The 18,161-nt window shown below is 37.6% G+C and carries 22 protein-coding genes and 1 pseudogene; 22 read left to right on the top strand and 1 reads right to left on the bottom strand.

The features are described 5' to 3' along the window. Window positions 1–15: 15 nt before the first annotated feature. The 22 genes and pseudogenes from I8T81_RS10765 (at window position 16) to pyrF (ending at window position 17,250) form a co-directional block, all read left to right on the top strand. The gene (locus I8T81_RS10765) at window positions 16–444 is read left to right on the top strand and encodes an ExbD/TolR family protein (protein ID WP_004701995.1); all 429 of its coding nucleotides are present in this window, start codon (window positions 16–18) and stop codon (window positions 442–444) included. Next, window positions 441–2,168 carry a lipid A export permease/ATP-binding protein MsbA gene (gene msbA / locus I8T81_RS10760; RefSeq protein WP_049063488.1) on the top strand — a complete coding sequence of 576 codons (1,728 nt, stop codon included), beginning with the start codon at window positions 441–443 and terminating at the stop codon, window positions 2,166–2,168. Before I8T81_RS10765 ends, msbA begins: the two co-directional genes overlap by 4 nt. A gap of 2 nt (window positions 2,169–2,170) precedes the next feature. Further along, entirely contained in the window at window positions 2,171–3,181 is a 1,011-nt protein-coding gene (gene lpxK, locus I8T81_RS10755; protein ID WP_198071130.1) for a tetraacyldisaccharide 4'-kinase, read from the top strand. Between the two features lie 9 nt (window positions 3,182–3,190). After that, window positions 3,191–3,952, top strand: coding sequence for a 3-deoxy-manno-octulosonate cytidylyltransferase (gene kdsB / locus I8T81_RS10750; RefSeq protein ID WP_198071128.1), 762 nt, complete (start codon window positions 3,191–3,193; stop codon window positions 3,950–3,952). An 11-nt stretch (window positions 3,953–3,963) separates the two neighbouring features. Next, window positions 3,964–4,944 (top strand): DNA polymerase III subunit delta', encoded by a 981-nt coding sequence (locus tag I8T81_RS10745; protein ID WP_198071126.1) that lies wholly within the window; start codon window positions 3,964–3,966, stop codon window positions 4,942–4,944. Window positions 4,945–4,956: 12 nt separating this feature from the next. After that, window positions 4,957–5,298, top strand: coding sequence for a PilZ domain-containing protein (locus I8T81_RS10740; protein WP_001183024.1), 342 nt, complete (start codon window positions 4,957–4,959; stop codon window positions 5,296–5,298). 17 nt (window positions 5,299–5,315) lie between these two features. After that, the gene (locus I8T81_RS10735; RefSeq protein ID WP_198071125.1) at window positions 5,316–6,089 is read left to right on the top strand and encodes a TatD family hydrolase; all 774 of its coding nucleotides are present in this window, start codon (window positions 5,316–5,318) and stop codon (window positions 6,087–6,089) included. A gap of 37 nt (window positions 6,090–6,126) precedes the next feature. Then, window positions 6,127–6,735: a TetR/AcrR family transcriptional regulator gene (locus I8T81_RS10730; RefSeq protein WP_000375838.1), complete on the top strand. Its 609-nt coding sequence runs from the start codon at window positions 6,127–6,129 to the stop codon at window positions 6,733–6,735. A 9-nt stretch (window positions 6,736–6,744) separates the two neighbouring features. Then, window positions 6,745–7,296, top strand: a complete 552-nt coding sequence (locus tag I8T81_RS10725; RefSeq protein WP_004701984.1) for a type II secretion system protein — start codon at window positions 6,745–6,747, stop codon at window positions 7,294–7,296. After that, window positions 7,286–7,666 carry a type II secretion system minor pseudopilin GspI gene (gene gspI, locus I8T81_RS10720; RefSeq protein WP_198071123.1) on the top strand — a complete coding sequence of 127 codons (381 nt, stop codon included), beginning with the start codon at window positions 7,286–7,288 and terminating at the stop codon, window positions 7,664–7,666. Before I8T81_RS10725 ends, gspI begins: the two co-directional genes overlap by 11 nt. After that, window positions 7,666–8,367, top strand: a complete 702-nt coding sequence (gene gspJ / locus I8T81_RS10715; RefSeq protein ID WP_198071121.1) for a type II secretion system minor pseudopilin GspJ — start codon at window positions 7,666–7,668, stop codon at window positions 8,365–8,367. Before gspI ends, gspJ begins: the two co-directional genes overlap by 1 nt. Then, complete coding sequence (gspK, locus tag I8T81_RS10710; protein ID WP_198071120.1) at window positions 8,367–9,326, top strand: type II secretion system minor pseudopilin GspK; 960 nt, start codon at window positions 8,367–8,369, stop codon at window positions 9,324–9,326. The genes gspJ and gspK overlap by 1 nt, the downstream gene beginning before the upstream one ends. 229 nt (window positions 9,327–9,555) lie before the next feature. Then, window positions 9,556–10,152, top strand: a complete 597-nt coding sequence (locus I8T81_RS10705; RefSeq protein ID WP_134261626.1) for a 6-pyruvoyl trahydropterin synthase family protein — start codon at window positions 9,556–9,558, stop codon at window positions 10,150–10,152. A 50-nt stretch (window positions 10,153–10,202) separates the two neighbouring features. Next, window positions 10,203–10,916, top strand: coding sequence for a uracil-DNA glycosylase (ung, locus tag I8T81_RS10700; RefSeq protein WP_004701973.1), 714 nt, complete (start codon window positions 10,203–10,205; stop codon window positions 10,914–10,916). Beyond that, window positions 10,913–12,037 (top strand): enoyl-CoA hydratase/isomerase family protein, encoded by a 1,125-nt coding sequence (locus I8T81_RS10695; RefSeq protein WP_198071118.1) that lies wholly within the window; start codon window positions 10,913–10,915, stop codon window positions 12,035–12,037. Before ung ends, I8T81_RS10695 begins: the two co-directional genes overlap by 4 nt. 7 nt (window positions 12,038–12,044) lie before the next feature. Further along, window positions 12,045–12,549 (top strand): annotated as a pseudogene (gene tadA, locus I8T81_RS10690) (tRNA adenosine(34) deaminase TadA). A 69-nt stretch (window positions 12,550–12,618) separates the two neighbouring features. After that, on the top strand, window positions 12,619–13,059 hold the full coding sequence (locus tag I8T81_RS10685; RefSeq protein WP_107973453.1) for an SRPBCC family protein: 441 nt from the start codon (window positions 12,619–12,621) through the stop codon (window positions 13,057–13,059). A 10-nt stretch (window positions 13,060–13,069) separates the two neighbouring features. Then, entirely contained in the window at window positions 13,070–13,756 is a 687-nt protein-coding gene (gene cmk, locus I8T81_RS10680) for a (d)CMP kinase (RefSeq protein ID WP_019459000.1), read from the top strand. A gap of 104 nt (window positions 13,757–13,860) precedes the next feature. Next, a complete protein-coding gene (rpsA, locus tag I8T81_RS10675) occupies window positions 13,861–15,534 on the top strand; it encodes a 30S ribosomal protein S1 (RefSeq protein WP_002050239.1) in 1,674 nt (557 codons plus the stop codon). A 156-nt stretch (window positions 15,535–15,690) separates the two neighbouring features. After that, on the top strand, window positions 15,691–15,993 hold the full coding sequence (locus I8T81_RS10670; protein ID WP_004701961.1) for an integration host factor subunit beta: 303 nt from the start codon (window positions 15,691–15,693) through the stop codon (window positions 15,991–15,993). A gap of 23 nt (window positions 15,994–16,016) precedes the next feature. After that, window positions 16,017–16,382 carry a lipopolysaccharide assembly protein LapA domain-containing protein gene (locus I8T81_RS10665; protein WP_004701960.1) on the top strand — a complete coding sequence of 122 codons (366 nt, stop codon included), beginning with the start codon at window positions 16,017–16,019 and terminating at the stop codon, window positions 16,380–16,382. Window positions 16,383–16,551: 169 nt separating this feature from the next. Next, window positions 16,552–17,250: an orotidine-5'-phosphate decarboxylase gene (gene pyrF, locus I8T81_RS10660; RefSeq protein WP_174745481.1), complete on the top strand. Its 699-nt coding sequence runs from the start codon at window positions 16,552–16,554 to the stop codon at window positions 17,248–17,250. Here pyrF and I8T81_RS10655 read toward each other — a convergent pair. Beyond that, window positions 17,247–18,158, bottom strand: coding sequence for a lysine exporter LysO family protein (locus I8T81_RS10655; protein WP_039251393.1), 912 nt, complete (start codon window positions 18,156–18,158; stop codon window positions 17,247–17,249). The genes pyrF and I8T81_RS10655 overlap by 4 nt on opposite strands. Window positions 18,159–18,161 lie beyond the last annotated feature (3 nt).

The following is an 18,161-nucleotide window of genomic DNA, read 5'->3' as shown; positions in this document are numbered from 1 at the left end:
TGGATAGGGAACAATATGAAGTTTAAACGTTCTCAAGTTGAAGATATTCATATCAATCTGACGCCGATGATTGACTGTTTGTTGTTTATTTTAGTGTTTCTATTGTTATCTACTACTTTTAACCAGCCCAGTCGTATTAATTTAACATTACCAGATGCGCAAGGCGTCCCACCAAAACAGTACGATCATAAAATTGAAGTCGTGGTAGACTCTAGCGGTCATTACGCTGTCAACGGTCAGGCATTGTCTACCAAAGATATAGCTGATTTGAGTACTGCAATTAAGCAAATTGCTCAAGAGCGCCGTGATTTTATGTTTATCATTGCTGCTGATGCAAAAGCGTCTCATCAGGATGTTATTCGTGTTATGGATGTAGCAGGACAACTCGGTTTTGTTAACATCAATATTAGTACCAAAGTTCCTTCTAGAGGTTTTTCTGAGTGAATCAAGATTTTAAGGTTTATTTGCGTCTCATATCTTATTTAAAACCTTATTGGGGCGTGGCCTTATTAGTTCTTATCGGATTCGGTATGAACTCAGCAACAGAGGTTTCAGTTGCTAAGCTCATTAAATTTATTATTGATGCAATTCAAAATTCGAGTAGAGCGGATCTGGATTGGTTCCCTTTACTAATTATTTTATTAGTATTTTTCCGTGGCCTTGGCCTATTTATGGGTGGCTACTATACTGCTGTTATCTCACGTAGTTTGGTTTTTAGCATTCGCCAAGAGGTTTATGCAAAACTTTTAAGATTGCCAGCCCAGTATTATCTCGATAACTCTTCGGGACACATTACAGCCAAAATTATGTATAACGTTGAACAGCTGACGGCTGCTTCATCTGAATCCTTAAAAACCATCGTTCGAGATGGCATGATTACTTTGGGATTGTTGGGTTATTTGTTTTATACAAATTGGCGTTTGACTATTTGTATCATGGTTTTTTTACCGATTATTGGTATTTTAGTACGTAAAGCATCAAAACGAATGCGTAAACTTTCACTGCAAGTGCAAGATACTATGGGTGATGTCAACCATGTAGTGCAAGAAAGCATTAGTGGTAGTGCAGTTGTTAAAAGTTTCGCTGGTGAAGAGTCAGAACAAGAGCGTTTTTATAAGTCATCTGAAGAGAACTTAAAACGCGGTTTAAAAATGGTGATTGTACAAAACCTGAATAGCCCTGTTGTTCAAGTGGTTATGGCTTGCGCAATGGCTCTTATTGTATGGTTGGCTTTAAGACCACAAATTTTAGGTAATACAAGTGCTGGTGAGTTTGTCGCGTATATTACAGCGGCTGGCTTACTTTCAAAACCTGTCAAAAACTTAACTGATGTCAATGAGAAGTTGCAGCGTGGTTTGGCAGCAGCACATTCCGTTTTTGAATTATTAGATTTACCGGAAGAAGAAAACAGCGGTCAGCTTCAACCTAAGTTGCAAGGTGCAATTCGTTTTGATCATGTTGTACTTAACTATGCTGATGGCACTCAGGCGATTAAAGACTTTTCTTTAGATATCCGCCCAGGCGAAACTGTTGCATTGGTAGGGCGTTCTGGTGCTGGTAAAACCTCTTTGGTGAACATGCTGGTGCGTTTTCAAGAAGTCTCAAGTGGTCAAATTTATTTAGATGATTTACCAATACGTGATATTGAACTTTCAAGTTTGCGCACGCAAATTGCAATGGTAAATCAGCAAGTTGTTTTGTTTAACCGAACAGTACGTGAAAATATCGCTTATGGTCAGTTACATGATGCAAGTGATGAACAAGTGATAGCAGCAGCAAAAGCTGCTTATGCCCATGACTTTATTATGAACTTACCAAATGGTTACGATACTGTCTTAGGTGCTCAAGGCTTAAACTTGTCTGGTGGTCAACGTCAACGTATAGCAATTGCTCGTGCAATTTTGAAAAATGCACCAATTCTTATTTTAGATGAAGCGACAAGTGCGCTTGATAATGAATCTGAGCATTTTATTCAACAAGCATTTGATGAAGCGATGCAAGATCGTACAACGATTGTGATTGCGCATCGTTTATCAACAATTGAAAATGCAGACCGTATTGTTGTGTTAGATCGTGGTCAAATTGTTGAACAAGGTACTCATCAAGAATTACTTGCTAAACAGGGTGCTTATCATCAATTACATCAGCGTAATTTTGAGGACAACTAAGTATGTCTTTAGCCCAGCTGATACAAAATGCATGGAATAAACAATCAAATTGGTTGGTTGTTTTGCGTCCATTATCATGTTTGTATCGTGCTGGGTTTTTATTGAATCGTCATTTTTATAATTCAGGTTTAAAAAAAATCTATGACGCGCCTGTACCGGTCATGGTGATTGGAAATATTACAGTGGGCGGTAGTGGCAAAACGCCATTATTAATAGAACTGGTTAACTACCTGAAACAACATAACGTAAGAGTAGGGGTAATTAGTCGGGGTTATGGTGGAGCTGGTCCTTTTCCTTTGTTAGTAAAATCCGCTAGTCAGGCAGCTGAAGCAGGAGATGAACCTGCTTTGATTGTACAGTCAACAGGCGTTCCTATGGCTGTAGGGCCCAATAGACAAGCAGCAATCGAGTTATTATTAGCATCAGCAAAACTAGATTTAATTATTAGTGATGATGGTTTGCAACATTGGGCATTAGGTCGTCAAATAGAATGGATTGTGCTTGATCAAAATCGTGGCCTTGGAAATAGAAAGTTATTACCAGAAGGCTATTTGCGTGAACCTGCTGAACGTTTAAAAACGGGTATAGTAATCGAACATGCATTTGCTCCTTCAACAGCAATGCATATGCATTTGGATGCAGGCCAACCTTACTTGTTGAATCCTTCTTCATCAACTGAATTATCATTCAATACTCAAAATAATTACCATGCAGTAGTTGGTATTGGTTTTCCTCAGCGCTTTTACCAAACACTTAAAGGTTTAGGTATAAAGCAATTTCAAGAGCATGCTTTTCGTGATCATCATGATTACGTTATTGATGACCTTGTATTTAATGATGACCAACCTATCATTACAACTGAAAAAGATGCGGTTAAGTTGTTGCCATTACTTGAAAAGCATCCAGAATTTAAACGGCCTATTTGGGCCGTACCTGTTAAAGCTGTTTTGTCTGAAGAGTGCTATCAGGTTTTAAATCAGCAATTGCAAAAGCTTGATATTCAAATATCTTAGGAAGAAAAAATGAAACACATCGTTATTCCAGCACGCTTCTCAAGCTCGCGTTTGCCAGGTAAGCCATTGTTACTTATTCATGATCGTCCTATGATTTTACGCGTAGTAGATCAGGCAAAGAAAGTTGAAGGTTTCGATGATCTGTGTGTAGCAACCGATGATGAACGTATTGCTGAAATATGCCGTGCAGAGGGTGTTGATGTTGTTTTAACAAGTGCTGACCATCCATCGGGAACAGACCGTTTAAGCGAAGTTGCTCGTATTAAAGGTTGGGATGCGGATGACATTATTGTAAATGTACAAGGTGATGAGCCTTTACTGCCAGCTCAACTTGTTCAGCAGGTTGCTAAGCTTCTAGTTGAAAAACCAAATTGCTCAATGTCCACATTATGTGAGCCTATTTATGCTTTAGATGAATTTCAGCGTGACAGCATTGTGAAAGTGGTTATGTCTAATCAAAATGAAGCTTTATACTTTAGTCGTGCAACTATTCCTTATGATCGAGATGGTGCTAAACAAGCTGAACCAACTTTACATAGCCAAGCATTTCGTCATTTAGGTTTATATGCTTATCGTGTGAACTTGTTACAAGAATATGTTACATGGGACATGGGTAAACTTGAAAAGCTAGAGAGTCTTGAGCAATTACGTGTTTTAGAAAATGGGCACCATATTGCTATTGCTGTAGCAGAAGCAAATTTACCGCCAGGTGTTGACACCCAAGCAGATCTTGACCGTCTAAATAATATGCCTGTTGAGTCTTTTGAGTAAGTGTTAATTTAATGAATCAGAATGTGACTTCTAAGGTTTATCCGTGGCAACAGACAATGTGGGAAACGTTAACAACACGTTTTCCCAATATTGGGCATGGCTTATTATTTTATGGTAAACAAGGTTGTGGCAAGCATGCTTTTGCTAAGCATTTCTTAGCATGGGTACTTTGTTTAAATAAACAGCCTCACGGTGCTTGTGGCGAATGTAGTAGCTGTCAATGGTTAAAGTCAGATACTCACCCAAACTATGTTCATATCACGACTGATGAAGAAAATAAAAAACAGAATGCAAAAATTAAAATAGAAAAAATTCGAGATTTATTGCCATTTGTACAGCAAACTGGTGAAGGATGGCGTGTTATTGTTATTGAACCAGCCGAAGCTTTAAATCTTGCATCATCAAATGCACTGTTAAAAACTCTAGAAGAACCCGGTGAGCGCGTTGTTTTAATTTTGTTGGCTGATCACTATTTGAAATTACCAGCCACCATTCGAAGTCGCTTACAGCATTTTGCTTTAGACCGTATTTCATATGAGCAGGCAACAACTTATCTAAATGAGCATTTGGCTGAAATTGCGTCAGTGCCACCTGAATTATTGTTAGGTCTTTCTAATGATATGCCTTTGCAAGCAGTCGAAATTGCCACTAGCGATTGGTTTGCGAAAAGACAGTCCTTTTTAGAAGACTGGACTAAGGTAGTTAATCAAAAAAACATGCCTTTATTTTATTCCGCTAAGTGGCAGAAAGAGCTCAACTTTAGTGATTTTATGATGCTTCTTGAGTACTTGTTAGGGGACTTAATTTGTGTCAAGCTGAACCAACCACAGAAAAATATTGATTTACAATTTGATCAATTGGCACAAAACTATAATTTAGAAAGCTTATTCAGTCTTTATGAGGAATTACAGCAATCTAAAAGATTGGTTGAACAAAATGTACAAACACAACTCATCACAGATCAACTTTTTATAAAATTAATGAACGTTTAAGGGGAAACTATAATGCAGCCACAAATGGGTGGAATTATTCAGGTCAATATTCCTGATAGAGCAACCTTACAAGCAAGCTATATGGGGTATGTGCAAGGTGGGGGCTTATTTGTGCCATCAAAGCAAAAAGTGAAGATGGGTCAAGAAATTTTTATTTTAGCTACGTTACCAGAACAATCACAAAAAATTCCTTTAACTGGTAAAGTAGTGTGGATTTCACATAAGCAAAGTGGTTTTAAGCCTCAAGGCTTTGCAATTCAATTGAGTGGCGATAAAGGTATTTACTATAAAGCTGAGGCTGAACGGATTTTAGCTGGTAGTATGTCTTTAGATCGTCCAAGTTATACCATGTAAGCAGATAGGAAAGTACAGTGTTTGTTGATACCCATTGCCATTTAACAATGTTGGATTTAACACCTTATAACGGTGATTTAGATCTTGCACTTGCTGCTGCACGAGCAGAAGGTGTCTCTAAGTTTATGGCAATTTCAGTTGACCTTGATGATCACATTGCTTTAGCTGAAATCGCAAAGAGTCATGAAGACGTTGGGTATACGGTTGGTGTACATCCTTGTGAGGATGTAGATACCATGGCCCGAGCAACGACTGAGTATTTGATTGAGTTAGCCCAATCAGAAAAAGTGTGGGCTTTAGGTGAAACAGGTTTAGATTATTACCATAGCACTGACTTTATTAATGAGCAAAAGGCTTGTTTTGCTCGGCATATTCAAGCCTCTAAAAATGTCAAAAAGCCAGTAGTTGTTCATACACGTTCAGCCAAACATGACACGGTAGATATTATTCGAGCTGAACAATCTTCACATGGTATTTTGCACTGTTTTACTGAAGACTGGGAAACAGCAAAAGCCGTATTAGACTGCGGCTACTATATTTCTTTTTCAGGCATTGTTTCATTTAAAAATGCGCAAGATCTACGAGATGTTGCCAAGCAAGTGCCTTTGGATCGACTTTTAATTGAAACAGATAGTCCTTATTTGGCTCCAGTACCATATCGTGGTAAAACAAATGAACCAAAATACGTACCCTATGTAGCGAAAGCACTTAGTGATGTATATGATAAGTCGGTTGAGGAAATTGCAAGAATCACTTCTCAAAATTTTGAAAATTTACTCAAAGCGATTTAACTTATAGAAACTATATAAAGAGAGTAATTGCGTGAAGATGGACCGTCAAGCTCAGTTCCGAGCAAGAGAAGCGTTAATATTTCAAGTTGCGGAACAGTTGTTGTTAGAAAATGGCGAAGCCGGAATGACACTTGATGTGCTGGCTGCTGAGCTTGATTTGGCAAAAGGTACCTTGTATAAACATTTTCAAAGTAAAGATGAATTGTACATGCTGTTAATTATTCGTAATGAGCGCATGCTACTTGAAATGGTTCAAGACACTGAAAAAGCTTTTCCAGAGCATTTGGCTTTCTTTATGTTGCATCATTTGCATCACCCGGAACGAACTGTTTTGTTTCATCAAATTGAAGAAAAGCTTTCGATTACTGCTCAAGGTGTACACCATCTTTTTAATGAGCTGTATCAGGTAAGAAAACAGCGCTTACGTATCATTATTCGTATGACGGACCATTATTTAGAGTCAATCCAGAGTCATATGACTACGCGCGATTACTTGGCTTCAATCTGGTCGCTCACTCATGGAGCTGCGGCAATTCTGAACTCAAGTTTTTACCAACGTTATTTGGGTTCAAGAGATACTTTAAGAGTAGCTTATATTGATCAGGCATTGGCCTTACCGAAACAAGCAGTTGAGCAATACGCTTAATAGGTCGATATGAAATCGAAATCATTTCAATCACAAAAAGGCTTTACTCTTATAGAGGTGATGGTGGTCATTGTGATTATGACAATTATGACCTCACTTGTTGTCTTGAATATCGGTGGTATAGACCAAAAGAAGGCAATGCAGGCACGAGAGTTATTTTTATTAGATTTGCAGAAAATTAATAAAGAATCACTTGATCAATCGCGTGTATTAGCTTTAGAAACTCATGGTGAGACAGATGTCTCACCATTTTCTTATGAATTATACGAATATCACGATCAAAGTACCTTGCAAGTACAAGATATAAAAAACCAATGGCAGAAATATGCTGAGTTTAAAACACGGCAACTTCCTACGCATGTGTCTTTCTCTGTGCAACCGATAGATGGGCAGAATTATTCTAAAGCTAAAAATACCGATTTAGTGGGAGGGCAAACGCCTCAACTCATTTGGTTTGGCAATGGTGAAGCCAAGACTGTAAAAATACAATTTTATTTAGAACAAAAACCGATTGGTTCAGAAATACAAATAGATCATTTGGGTAAAATAAATGAAATCTAAAGGCTTTACCCTATTAGAAGTTATGGTAGCTCTTGCAATCTTTGCTGTAGCAGCTGTTGCTTTAACTAAAGTAGCAATGCAGTACACACAGTCTACTTCTAATGCAATTTTACGAACCAAAGCTCAATTTGTAGCAATGAATGAAATTGCTATGATGGAGATTAACCAAGAGTGGTTGCAAGGCACTCAAAGTAAGCAGGTAACTTCTCAAGGTGAGACATGGCAGGTTGATAAATCAGCTGAATCAACTGTGAGCCCTAATGTTCAAAAAATTGATGTACAAATCAGCTTATATGATCCGGATAAGGGAAAAGTACAAAACGGTATTACTCATATGGTCTTTTTTAATTATCCAGTGAAAGTAAAATAATGATAAAAAATAAGTACTTTTGCACCCGAAGCAAAGTTTCACGTCTTACGGCACGATCGAGCAGTGCTCGATTAGCTCGCGCCTCAGGATTTACGTTGGTTGAGTTATTGGTTGCGATTGCTATTTTCGCGGTATTATCTTTATTGGGATGGAAAATATTCGATTATTTGCTTAAGGTCCGTGATCGTAACGCCGAACATGAAGTGCATTTATTTGAGTTACAAGATGCTTATCAACAAATTCTTCGTGATACTCTGCAAATTATTCCTTTATCTGCAAATCAAGGTGGGCAACTTCATCCAGCTTTAGAAATCGATAATCAAATTTTACGTTTTAGCAAAGCAGGCGTAACTGATCCTTTAAAACAGGGGTTATCACCATTTGAACGAATTGAATATCGTTATGATGCTGAACAAAAAAAACTATATCGTCTTAAATATACAAATTTAAATACTTCGAATAACGAGCAACCTTTATCAAGTACCTTACTAAGTCAAGTTGACCAATATCAGGTTATGGTTTTAACTCCGCAAGAAGTAACAAAATGGCCCGAAGTTAATATTGATCCAACAAAACCTAACGATTTAAAAAAATTACCGAAAGGAATAAAAATCCAAATTACAGTAGCGGGAGTAAGTTATGAATGGATCTATAGCTTGAATCAAAGCAATTTAGCACTTTCCCAGCAAGGTGGTTCATAATGGTTATTCGTTATAAGCACCAACAGGGTGTAGCTTTATTGACAATACTTATTATGGTCGCCTTGGCTACAATTTTAGCTGCTTCAATTGCCAAGCATCAAAATAATACTATGGAAAATACAGCTTACTTAATGCGGCAAAATCAATCTTTGCTCTATGCAAAAAGTGCAGAAGCTTTTTTTTCAGAATTATTAATTCAAGATGCAAATAATGCTGGTGGAGTGGATCATTTAAAGGAAACATGGGCGCAACCTATGCCACCGTTCCCAGTGGAAGATGGTTCTGTCTCAGGGCGTTTACTTGATGAGTCGGGGAAGTTTAATCTAAATAATTTGACCAACGGGGAAGGTGCTGTCAATGAAGATGCTAAAAATTGGTTCGAGCGTTTGCTTGTACGAGTAGGTTTACCCGCTGAGTTAAGTCAAGCTGTTATTGATTGGCAAGACCCAAATGATGAACCAGCTGGACCAATGGGAGCAGAAAGTAGTTATTATCAAGGTTTAGATCCAAGCTATATGACTGCAAATACTAAATTTCATCGTATTGAAGAGTTAAAGCTGGTCAGAGGCTTTGAAGGTAAAAAATATGACCTTGTCTCTCCATATATTTCTGCCTTACCTGAAAATACGAAGTTAAATATTAATACTGCTTCACCATTGGTTTTAGCAAGTATTGATGAAAAACTAGATGTGGTAACTATAGAAAAAGAATTACAAGCACGACAGCAAAACTTAAAGTTCTTTCAAAATGTTGATGAACTTTGGCAATTGAATGCTTTTTCAGCGGTTGATAGTGAGAAGAAAAAGCAGGTGAGTGGTCTTATTGATGTTAAATCCAACTTCTTTCAAGCTCAAATTGAAGTTGTTCTAAACAATAGAAAGCGTCAGTTTACCAGTGCTTTAATGCGAAAAGACAAGCAAGTATATGTATATTCCAGAAGCTTGGCTCCATTTAACTGAATAAATTTATTGATATTTTTTTTGAGTCTGTAATACTTGAAACTTATTAATAAAAGGGATGGGGTCATATTTCTGCATAGACAGTATTTAAAGTAAAAATCAATATCTTCAAAATTCCTTCATATCTCTTATCATACTTTTTGCTAATTGTTTCTATTTGAAAAGTGGTGCGAAGTTTTTGTCTTTTGCTTTATAATAATGTTCTTAGAAGGAATGATCGATTTGGCACATGTTAATTCGTAAGTTATTTAAGTTTGAAAATGCACATGTTGTACGTAACTGTACATCGGATCGTTGTAAGCGATCGATTCATGGGCATAGTTATAAAGTCGAGTTATTACTTAAAGCTTCGAAATTAGATCATGGACAAATGGTATATGATTTTGGACTGTTAAAAGGTGTAATTAAGGATCTTTTTGATAGTTTTGATCATGCGATTTGTTTCTGGGAAAAAGACGACCCTCAATATATCGATGCTTGTAAGACTTTTAGTGCACGTTGGATTTCTTTACCAGTGTCTCCATCTGCCGAGCAATTTTCTCGTATCTTCTTTTTCTTAGCTCAGCAAGTATTACAATCGACCGTTACCCAAAATGGGGAAGGCGATGTTGAAGTTTATTCAGTGATTGTTCATGAAACTGATACGGGATATGCCCAAAGTTTCCTTGAAGATATTCAAAATGAGCAAATGGGTTTGTTAAACCTTGAAGGAATTGTTTTTTCAGAACAAGTTCAATCTGAGTGGAATGATCCACAAATGTATGAAAATTTAAAACAAGGGGTTAAATTTCATAATCCGCATGTTAACTTACAAGTAGAAGTTTAAGTTAACTTCCTTTTGTTTGTAGAAATGAAAATTGATCTAGGATGACATTAATGCAATTAACTGAGCAACAGCAAGACAAACTCAGTAAAGTTCAATTAGAAGAAAGCTGGAAAAGCTCATTAACTCCATTTTTGCTGAGCCCTTATATGGATAGTTTGCGAGACTTTCTCTTCCAAGAGAAGCAAGCCCAGAAAACAATATATCCACCAAGCAAACAAATTTTTAGTGCTTTAAATATTACGCCTTTAGATCATGTAAAGGTCGTTATTTTAGGGCAAGATCCATATCATGGCCCTAATCAGGCGAATGGGTTAAGTTTCTCCGTACAAAAAGGGATTGCATTACCTCCTTCTTTACGTAATATTTTTCATGAATTAAACACTGATTTAGGTGTACCTGTTTCGCGCCATGGTGATTTAACTAAATGGGCCGAGCAAGGTGTACTTTTATTAAATAGTGTACTTACTGTAGAAGCAGGACAACCAACATCACATCAAAAACAAGGTTGGGAAGAATTTTCTGACGCAGTAATTGATGTTTTAAATGAACAACGTGAGCACATCGTGTTTATTTTATGGGGTGCTTATGCACAACGTAAAGGACAACGTATAAATAGAGAAAAACATTTGGTTTTAACAGCTGCACATCCATCACCACTTGCGGCTAATCGTGGTGGTTTTTTTGGGTGTAAAGTGTTTTCAAAAACAAATCAATATTTGAAACAACATGGCATTGAGCCCATAGACTGGCAATTGGACGCATGATGAACTCTCCCAATGTAAATAGCTATCATCCGGATTTGGTAGTTGAAGAAGCGAAAAATGGTTGGCGTATTGTACGATTGAATCGGCCTAAATCATTACATGCTTTAGATGAATCAATCGTAACGGCTTTATTACGAGTATTTGAAGACTTCCGTGATGATGAGCTAGTAAAAGCAATTTGGTTGGATTCGACAACACCAAAAGCTTTTTGTGCTGGCGGAGATGTACGCAAATTACGTCAGCTGGTGATCAATCAAGAAGTAGAAACAGCAAATAAGTTTTTCCAGCAAGAATATGCTTTGGATTTACTGTTGCATAACTATGCCAAACCTATTGTGGTATGGGGAGAAGGTTATGTAATGGGTGGTGGACTAGGCTTGTTCATGGCGGCGCCTTTCCGCCTTGTTACGCCATATTCACGTTTAGCAATGCCTGAAATTAACATTGGCCTATATCCGGATGTTGGAGCAAGCCGTTTCCTTGCTGACCGTGGGCAAATTGGTTTATTTACTGGTTTGACTGGTTCAATTATGACTGCTGCTGGGGCATTTAGCATTGGTTGGGCAACACATATTTGTGAAGCACAACGTGATAATGTCCTGCAAAAAGTACTTAATATTAATTGGGCTCACTATCCAGCAGGTGATTTTCGCGCGATTGACGATACTTTAAATAGTTTGCATCGCCCGGTTGCAGCAGGGCCATTACAAAATTCGTTAGACGTTATTCATAGTGTTTGTCGTGGTTCAAGTTTTGAACAAGACTATCAATCAATTGTTAGCTTACGAGATGCAAGCAGTGATTGGTTGCGTCAAGCCAGCGAAAATTTGCAAAAGGGTTCACCGAGCACAGCAGCCATTACTTGGTTATTATGGCAATGGGGTAAGCAAGTACATTCTTGGGATGAAGTTTTTGATTTAGAAGCGCAAATCTCTGAATGGAAAATTCGTCATCCTGATTTTGTCGAAGGTGTTCGTGCCCGTTTGGTTGATAAAGATTTATCGCCAGAATGGAAAGCATGTGAAGACCTTAGCTTAAGAGGTATTTTGGCTGATGATCCACCAATAACGTCTATTGATAGCTGGAATGCTTTACTTAGACAATATGGCGTAGTTTCATAGTCAATAAATGTCCAAATTTAGTAACGAGTATTGGATGCAGCTTGCTTACGAGCAAGCTGAGTTAGCGGCTGAACAGGGTGAAATTCCTGTAGGTGCTGTAATCGTAAGTCAAAATAAATTAATTGGAGCAGGTTTTAATGCTCCAATTGGTTTATCTGATCCTACTGCCCATGCGGAAATTCAAGCTATTCGTGCGGCTTGTGACTCATTGAAAAATTATCGTTTACCAGAAGACGCAACTTTGTATGTTACGCTCGAGCCATGCACAATGTGTGTAGGGGCCTTAGTACATGCAAGGATTAAACATGTTGTATTTGGTACAACAGAACCTAAAGCTGGTTCACTTGTCAGTGCGCGTCAATTATTAGAAAATGGTTATTACAATCATAAATTTACTTTTGAGCAAGGATGTTTACATGAAAAATGTGCTCAACAGTTAAGTCTTTTTTTTAAGCAAAGACGTGAACAAAAGAAAAAAGAGAAACAACAAAAAAACGTCCTTAAATGATTAAAAAATGTCATGGGGTTATGGCAAACTAGCGCCGTTTCATTGACATGCTTTATTTAAATAAGGAACTTTCATGCGTAATGTAATTACTATACAAAAAGAATTTAATGCTCCGCTGTGTGATGTATTTAACCTGCTTTCTAAACATGCAACTTACAACAAGGCATTTGCTCCACTACAAGTTGTACGTGTGAAAGACTCAGCAGATCCTGAAAGACCAGATGGGGTTGGTTCTATTCGTCGTATGGGATTTGGTGCAATTAAACCGCTTAAAGAAGAAATTACTCATCTCGAAGAAAACAAGCGTATTGAATATAAATTGATTGATAATCCTTTAGTTAAACACCATTTAGGTCGTATCGAGTTTTCTGAAATTACCCCTTATATTACTTTGGTTACTTATCGTATCGAATTAACGGCAAAAGCCCCCGTTGTAAGTAAATTAATTCTTGCACAGCTAAAACTAGCGATTACACTAGGCTTTTCGAGATTAGCTAAAGCATTTGCTTCTTAGTGAGAGTTCAATGACAGTTCAAATTATTACTATTGATGGTCCGAGTGGTTCGGGTAAAGGAACATTAGCGGCAAAACTTGCTGCATATTATCAATTTCATTTACTTGACTCTGGCGCCTTGTATCGTTTGTTAGGGTTGTCATTACATAAACATGATTTATTGGAAAAATTAGATAGCCATTTAGATGAGTGTGTAAATTATGCTCGTCAGCTTAATATCAAGTTTGAAACTTCACCTGAGGGAACATTAGTTTTCCTTGATGGAGAAGATGTATCGCAAACCATCCGCACAGAGCGAGTTGGTGAATATGCATCTAAAGTTGCAGCAATTCCTGAACTTAGACAAGCACTTTTTGATCGTCAAAGAGCATTTGCGCAAACTCCAGGTTTAGTTGCAGATGGCCGAGATATGGCAACATCAATTTTCCCAGAAGCTAATGCAAAAATTTATCTGACAGCTTCGGCTGAGTCGCGTGCTGAGCGAAGAGTAAAACAGTTGCAGGGCATGGGGCTAGATGCTAAAATAAACGACATTTTAGCTAATATACAAGCGCGTGACAAAAGAGATATGGAGCGAGAAGTTGCTCCTCTCAAGCCAGCCGCAGATGCTTATATTATTGATAGTTCGGAATTAACGATCGATCAAGTATTTAAGTTAATGGTTGATTATGTCAATAGCCGTACTGTTAGCAACTAAGATTATCAGTTGACGCATAGCTTGATCAGTCTATAAAGACTATGTTGATACTTAACTAAACCGGCCTTGTCTGATCCAAGACCGCTGAATTTATCAGGTATATCATGACCGAATCTTTTGCAGCCCTCTTTGAAGAAAGTGAATTAAACCTCAACGTTGAAAAGGGTGCAGTCATCCAAGGTGTTGTTGTAAACATCGATAGCGACTGGGTTACTGTTGACACTGGCCTTAAATCAGAAGGCATTGTTGATCGTGCTGAATTTTTAAATGAACAACGTGAACTTGAAGTTCAGGTTGGCGATACTGTTGACGTAGTTGTTGAAGCTCTTGACAACGGTATGGGTCAAACAGTTTTATCACGTGAAAAAGCTAAACGTGCTGAAACTTGGACTAAACTTGAAAAAATCTTTGAAGATGGCGAAATCGTTACTGGTGTTATCTCTGGTAAAGTTAAAGGCGGTTTCACTGTTGACATCGGTCCTGTTCGTGCATTCTTACCAGGTTCATTAGTTGACACTCGTCCTATCCGTGACACTACTCACCTTGAAGGTAAAGAGTTAGAGTTTAAAGTAATCAAACTTGATGCTAAACGTAATAACGTTGTTGTATCTCGTCGTGCTGTTATGGAAGCTGAATCTTCTGCTGACCGTGAAGCATTACTTGCTCAACTTGAAGAAGGTCAAACAGTTACAGGTACTATCAAAAACCTTACTGATTACGGTGCATTCGTTGATCTTGGCGGTATTGATGGTCTTCTTCATATCACAGATATGGCTTGGAAGCGTATCAAGCATCCTTCAGAAGTTGTTGAAGTTGGTCAAGAAGTTACTGTTAAAGTACTTAAATTTGACCGTGAACGTAACCGCGTATCTTTAGGCCTTAAGCAATTAGGCGAAGATCCATGGTTAGCGATCATGAGCCGTTACCCTAAAGGTTCTATCGTTAAAGCACGTGTTACTAACTTAACTGACTACGGTTGTTTCGCTGAAATCGCGGAAGGCGTTGAAGGTTTAGTACACGTTTCTGAAATGGACCACACTAACAAAAACATCCACCCATCTAAAGTTGTTCAGATCGGTGACGAAGTTGATGTTATGGTTCTTGAAGTTGACGAAGAACGTCGTCGTATCAGCCTTGGTATCAAACAAACTCGTGCTAACCCATGGGAAGAGTTTGCTAAATCTCATGAGAAAGGCGAAAAAGTTTCAGGTACAATCAAGTCTATCACTGACTTTGGTATCTTCATTGGTTTAAATGGCGGTATCGACGGTCTAGTTCACTTGTCTGATATTTCTTGGAACGAACAAGGCGAAGAAGCTATCCGTCGTTACAAGAAAGGTGACACAGTTGAAGCTGTTATCTTGTCTGTAGACGCTGAAGGTAACCGTATCAGCCTTGGTATCAAGCAATTGAACAGCGATCCTTTCAATGATTTCTTAGCTGCTAACGAACGTGGTGCTTTAGTTAAAGGTACTGTGACTGCAGTTGATGCTCGTGGCGCAACTGTTAAGTTAGCTGACGAAGTTGAAGCAACTCTTAAAGCTTCTGAAATCAATCGTGACCGCGTTGAAGATGCGACTAAATTCTTAGAAGTTGGTCAAGAAGTTGAAGCGAAAATCATCAACGTTGATCGTAAATCTCGCTCTATCAACTTGTCTATCAAAGCGAAAGACGAAGCTGAAGAGAAAGAAGCAGTTGCTAACTTACGTACAGCATCTGCTTCTCAAGAAAATGGTCCTAAGACTATTGGTGACTTGATCAAAGCACAAATGAAGTAATAAGTTAACAAAGTACAGTTTCATGTAACGAAATTGTACTTTTTATACAAATTACTGTAAACGGTAGCGTAGTATTCAACATACTGCGCTACCGTTTTGTATTTAAACAGGTTATTATCAAACGACTTAGAGTAGTAATAAATAACGAGGTCGTAGATGACTACTGAAGCTCTTAATAAGTCTGATTTAATCGAACGCATTTCGCTAAAAAATCCACACTTGGCTGAACCTTTAGTGGAAGAAGCGGTTAAAATCATGATTGATCAAATGATTGAAGCTCTTTCGACGGACAACCGTATTGAAATCCGTGGTTTTGGTAGCTTTGCTTTACATCACCGTGAACCTAGAGTTGGTCGCAACCCTAAAACTGGTAAGTCAGTTGATGTTGCAGCAAAGGCGGTTCCGCACTTTAAACCAGGTAAAGCACTACGTGATGCAGTGAATGAATCTGGAAAATAAATAAAAACTCATAAGGGGTGCCTATGCGTTATATTCTAATTGCATTACTCATTATTTTATTTGGCTATTCTTTAGCACTTGTTTTGCAGAACCCAACAGAACTTCCTGTTGATTTATTATTTACTCAAGTTCCAGCAATGCGTTTAGGGCTATTATTGTTGCTTACCTTAGCGCTTGGAATTGTGGTTGGACTTTTATTAGGTGTGCAAGTTTTCCGAGTCTTTCAAAAAGGCTGGGAAATCAAACGTCTTCGCAAAGATATTGATCATTTGAGAAAAGAACAAATCCAAACTGCTCAATTGGCAGCGGCAGAAGCAGCTGCAAATGTAAGACATGAAAAAACTGTTGTAGATATTTATCCGCAAGATAAAAACTCTACTCCGTTATAATTATTCTTCATACTACTCTTTATCCAGTTATAAAGAGTAGTATTTTTCATTTCTATATTTCAATTACTAAATAAATTCAAAATCAATATTTTCTTATTCAAAAACTTGTCTCAATAGATTTCTTTATTAGTAGCTGACTTGTCTATTATAATAGCGTTGATTTTATGTGATGGAAGAAAGTCTCTTGAGTATCATTGTTGCGTTGGATGCTAAAAGCCAATATGACGCTTTAAAAATTGTTGAACAACTCGATCCTACATTATGCCGTGTGAAAGTAGGTAAAGAGCTTTTTACTCATGAAGGCCCATCTGTTGTAAAAAAACTTCAAGATGAAAATTTCGAAGTTTTCCTCGATTTAAAATTCCATGATATTCCTAATACGACTGCTCAAGCTGTATGTGCTGCAGCAGATTTAGGTGTGTGGATGGTGAACGTACATGCCTCAGGTGGCCGTAAAATGATGGAAACTTGTGTTGAGCGTTTAAAGGCAGGTAATTATCAAACTCAGCTAATTGCAGTAACAGTTTTAACTTCAATGGGGCGTGAGGACTTAAAAGATATTGGTTTAGATATCGAACCTGTAGAACAAGTTAAAAGATTGGCTAAACTTACCAAAGACAGTGGTTTAGATGGTGTGGTCTGTTCTGCTCAAGAAGCTAAAATTCTCCGTGAGTTAATTGGACAAGATTTTTCTTTAGTTACTCCGGGAATACGTCCAGAAGGTAGCAATGCCGATGACCAAAAACGTATTGTTACTCCAAAACAAGCAATGCTTGATGGTTCTACTCATTTAGTTATTGGTCGTCCAATTACGAAAGCAGAAGAACCAACTCAAATGTTGAAATCAATTCTTGCTTCAATTGCTTAAAAGTTTAAAAACACAGTAATTAAAAGTGGAGCGAGTAGACTTAAAAGTAAGCCACTCATCATGGCATGTGGTACATAATGTGTGCCACATGACTGTTTTACCATAGCTAATGTTACATCCATTGAGGTAGCGCCAGCGCTTGAAATTGCTGGGCGCGGAAAACGCCATCCCATTGTATACATCAGTAAAATTGCCACTATTTCTCTAAATAGATCTGTAAGTAAAGCAATTCCGCCTAACTCGGCTGAATGTAACTGTGTAAATAAAATCCCCGACATTGAATACCAGCCATAGCCTTGAGCCAAGGCTAGCATTTCGTTGAGTGTAAAATGGTTACCTAGTAAGAAATAGTTGAGAAACCCAGCTATACATGAACCTATAAAAGCAGCCAATGGCACAATAAGGATTTTCCAGCTTAACCATGTTCGATTAAAATGAGTAAAAGCTAATTCGATACCAATCAGAAAAATAAAAACTAATAACAAATACCAGCTATTAAATGGAATATGTACATTTAATCGAGTTAAAAAAATACCTAAAATGATACCTACAGCTAAAGCTAAAAATGCCTTCGCAATATTTTTTAAAGCATTTATAAAAAGTTGAAGTGAAATTTTTCCTTTTACACTTTCTTTATCAAAAACTGTATACGCTAATAAACATGTAAAAAAGGAACCGAGTGATGTCGTGACTGCAATTAATAGGGCAGGTGGCAGTATGGTAGAAGGATTGTTAATTTGATCAAGCGCAAGCGTTAATTCTAAAGCAACACTTGTGAGTAAAATATAAGAAAAATATGGCAAAACTTTGAAAATAAATTTTCGAATATTTAACGAAAGTTTAGGGCCTAAAAAGTAACCAAAAGCTATGACAATAAAAATTTGAATAATGAGGCTAACAGATTGCATATA

This window comes from Acinetobacter seifertii, assembly GCF_016064815.1.
GTDB lineage: Bacteria > Pseudomonadota > Gammaproteobacteria > Pseudomonadales > Moraxellaceae > Acinetobacter > Acinetobacter seifertii.
Note: the sequence above shows the minus strand (reverse complement) of the source record. Positions and strands in the feature narration are given on the sequence as shown.

Coding starts and splice junctions, on each gene's coding strand:
- cmk (WP_019459000.1), top strand. CDS start 13,070: ATGACAGTTCAAATTATTACTATTGATGGTCCGAGTGGTTCGGGTAAA.
- I8T81_RS10740 (WP_001183024.1), top strand. CDS start 4,957: ATGCAGCCACAAATGGGTGGAATTATTCAGGTCAATATTCCTGATAGA.
- I8T81_RS10695 (WP_198071118.1), top strand. CDS start 10,913: ATGATGAACTCTCCCAATGTAAATAGCTATCATCCGGATTTGGTAGTT.
- I8T81_RS10705 (WP_134261626.1), top strand. CDS start 9,556: ATGTTAATTCGTAAGTTATTTAAGTTTGAAAATGCACATGTTGTACGT.
- I8T81_RS10685 (WP_107973453.1), top strand. CDS start 12,619: ATGCGTAATGTAATTACTATACAAAAAGAATTTAATGCTCCGCTGTGT.
- gspI (WP_198071123.1), top strand. CDS start 7,286: ATGAAATCTAAAGGCTTTACCCTATTAGAAGTTATGGTAGCTCTTGCA.
- rpsA (WP_002050239.1), top strand. CDS start 13,861: ATGACCGAATCTTTTGCAGCCCTCTTTGAAGAAAGTGAATTAAACCTC.
- pyrF (WP_174745481.1), top strand. CDS start 16,552: ATGGAAGAAAGTCTCTTGAGTATCATTGTTGCGTTGGATGCTAAAAGC.
- gspJ (WP_198071121.1), top strand. CDS start 7,666: ATGATAAAAAATAAGTACTTTTGCACCCGAAGCAAAGTTTCACGTCTT.
- ung (WP_004701973.1), top strand. CDS start 10,203: ATGCAATTAACTGAGCAACAGCAAGACAAACTCAGTAAAGTTCAATTA.
- lpxK (WP_198071130.1), top strand. CDS start 2,171: ATGTCTTTAGCCCAGCTGATACAAAATGCATGGAATAAACAATCAAAT.
- I8T81_RS10665 (WP_004701960.1), top strand. CDS start 16,017: ATGCGTTATATTCTAATTGCATTACTCATTATTTTATTTGGCTATTCT.
- I8T81_RS10655 (WP_039251393.1), bottom strand. CDS start 18,158: ATGCAATCTGTTAGCCTCATTATTCAAATTTTTATTGTCATAGCTTTT.
- I8T81_RS10725 (WP_004701984.1), top strand. CDS start 6,745: ATGAAATCGAAATCATTTCAATCACAAAAAGGCTTTACTCTTATAGAG.
- I8T81_RS10765 (WP_004701995.1), top strand. CDS start 16: ATGAAGTTTAAACGTTCTCAAGTTGAAGATATTCATATCAATCTGACG.
- kdsB (WP_198071128.1), top strand. CDS start 3,191: ATGAAACACATCGTTATTCCAGCACGCTTCTCAAGCTCGCGTTTGCCA.
- I8T81_RS10730 (WP_000375838.1), top strand. CDS start 6,127: ATGGACCGTCAAGCTCAGTTCCGAGCAAGAGAAGCGTTAATATTTCAA.
- I8T81_RS10670 (WP_004701961.1), top strand. CDS start 15,691: ATGACTACTGAAGCTCTTAATAAGTCTGATTTAATCGAACGCATTTCG.
- I8T81_RS10745 (WP_198071126.1), top strand. CDS start 3,964: ATGAATCAGAATGTGACTTCTAAGGTTTATCCGTGGCAACAGACAATG.
- gspK (WP_198071120.1), top strand. CDS start 8,367: ATGGTTATTCGTTATAAGCACCAACAGGGTGTAGCTTTATTGACAATA.